This window comes from Mycobacterium sp., assembly GCF_035499775.1.
In the GTDB taxonomy this organism is placed as follows: domain Bacteria; phylum Actinomycetota; class Actinomycetes; order Mycobacteriales; family Mycobacteriaceae; genus Mycobacterium.
On record NZ_DATJYB010000359.1, the window covers coordinates 1 to 2,353 of the forward strand.

The following is a 2,353-nucleotide window of genomic DNA, read 5'->3' on the forward strand; positions in this document are numbered from 1 at the left end:
GGCGCGGCCCGCACCGTCCGGTAGGCGGTGACGTCCTCGATTTCCCAGCCACGCTCGCGCAGCCCTTCGGCCAGCGTTTCGGTGGCGATGTCGGCGCGCGGCAGCAACACGCGGTTAACCGGGTCGAAAACGCTGTCGTAGGGCGGGAAGTCGTCCAGCAGGCCCAGCGAGGACTGTTCCCCGGCCGGCACCAGCTCGGGGCTGATCCCGAAGGCCCGGACCCGGTCGGCCGTCGACTCGCCGACGCAGGCGATCTTCACCCCGGAGAACGCGCGGGCGTCCAGACCGAACTCGCCGAACTTCTCCCACACCGCGCGCACCGCGTTGGTGGAGGTGAACACCACCCATTGGAAACGGCCGTCGACCAGTCCCTTGACGGCGCGCTCCATCTGAGCCGGGCTGCGCGGCGGCTCGACGGCGATGGTCGGCACCTCGATCGGCAACGCGCCGTAAGAGGTCAACCGCTCGCTCATCTCGCCAGCCTGGTCCTTGGTGCGGGGCACCAGTACGGTCCAGCCGTAGAGCGCGCGGCTTTCCCACCAGTTCAGCTTCGCCCGGCTGGCCACCGTCTTGCCGATGGTCACCACCAGGGGCCCGCTCAGCGGGTCCCCGCCGACGGGCGACAATTTCGCGTCGGCGGCGCCCAGAATCGCCGGATCGGTCAATCCCAGCAGCGTGGACTCGACCGAGCGCTGCTGGCAGGTGGTGCCTTGGGCGGTCACCACGCAGGGGGTGGTCTCGGCCAGCTCGTGCTCGATCAGAGTGCGGGCCGCATCCGCCAGATGCGATGCGGTGGCCTGCAGGATCAGCGGCCCGGGTGCGGCGGCCAAAGCCTCCCAGTCCACTTCGCCACGCACGTCGGCAACGGTGTGCGACGAGCCCAGCGGTAGCCCGGCATAGGTCGGGACCGCGCTGGTCGCGGCCAGGCCGGGGATGATCTCGATGTGCAGGTGGGTCCGCGCCACCGCGTTCACCTCGGTGATCACCGAGTCCACCGACAACGGGTCACCCGCCACCAATCGCACCACGTCGGCACCGGCCCGCGCCTCGGCCGTCAGCGTCTTGGCGACCTCGGCCGGGTCTCCCAGCGCCGGACGGATGTCGGGCGCGCCGGGCAGCACGGCCGGCGCGTCGGCAGACCCATCGCCGTTCCCGGCGGGCGCCTCGGCGGGCTCCGGGCCGGAGACGGGTGGCAGGTCCTTGCCGATCAGTGCCAGGACCGCGTCCGGTACATCGGGGTCGGTGAACACCAGGGCCGCGTTCGCCAGCACAGTGGCGGCCCGCGTGGTCAGCAGGCCTGGGTCGCCAGGACCAGAGCCCACGAACGTGATGCGGCCCGGTCTCGGCTTACGCCCTCGCGTCATCATTGTCGCTCCCACGTCAGTCTCAATTAATTTCCTCGCGCCTGACCCATCAGCTCCCGGGCACCCAGCTCGAACAGTTCCGCGGCGACCGAGAGCCCAAGCTCCCGTGCCCGACCGGAACTTCCGACACCGGACGCGCGGATCACGTCGGATCCGTCCAGCGCCGCCACGCAACCGCGCAGCGACAGCTCTTCGAAGACACGGCCCTCCTCATCGATCGACTCGACCACTTCGGCGATCGCGCCCACCGGTGCGGAACAACCGGCCTCCAGTTCGGCGAGCAGGGCTCGCTCCGCGGTGATCGCGGCGCGCGTGTCGGCGTCGTCCAACTCCGCCAGCACTGCCGCCAGGCGGCTGTCACCGGCGCGGCACTCGACCGCGAGCGCTCCCTGAGCCGGCGCTGGCAACATCTGCACCGGCTCGAGCGTCTCGGTGACATCATCGAGCCGGCCCAACCGGGCCAGACCAGCCCGGGCCACCACGATGGCGTCAAGATCACCACTACTTACCCTGTTCAACCTGGTATCTAGGTTGCCTCGTAGGGGGCGGATTTCCAAACCGAGACCCAATGCTCTAAGCTGTGCGGCCCGCCGCGGGGACGAGGTGCCCACCAGCGAACCGACGGGCAATTCTCCCAGCGTCAGCCCGTCACGCGCTACCAGCGCGTCCCGGGGGTCGTAGCGCGGCGGTATCGCGGCGATAGTGAACCTGGAATCCTCGGCGGTCGGCAAATCCTTGTGCGAATGCACCGCCGCGTCGACCCGGCCCGCGACGATGGCCTCACGCAGCGCAGTGGTGAAAACGCCCACGCCGAGACTTTCGATGGGCGCCGACGAGCGGTCGCCCACCGTGCTGATCGTCACCAACTCGGCGGGATGGCCGTTGGCGATCAGGGCGTCTCTGACGACGGCGGCCTGGGTGGTGGCCAGCAAGCTGCCCCGGGTGCCTATCCGGATCACGTGCGCCAATCGGCTACTCGGCGGCGGGAT

Annotated in this window: 2 protein-coding genes; both read right to left on the reverse strand. The window is 70.0% G+C overall.

From position 1 onward, the window contains the following. The coding region (locus VML93_RS22300) for a bifunctional uroporphyrinogen-III C-methyltransferase/uroporphyrinogen-III synthase (protein ID WP_325614399.1) at positions 1 to 1,364 on the reverse strand (1,364 nt) is incomplete at its 3' end. A gap of 26 nt (positions 1,365 to 1,390) precedes the next feature. Next, a complete protein-coding gene (gene hemC / locus VML93_RS22305; RefSeq protein WP_325614401.1) occupies positions 1,391 to 2,323 on the reverse strand; it encodes a hydroxymethylbilane synthase in 933 nt (310 codons plus the stop codon). Between the last annotated feature and the right edge of the window lie 30 nt (positions 2,324 to 2,353).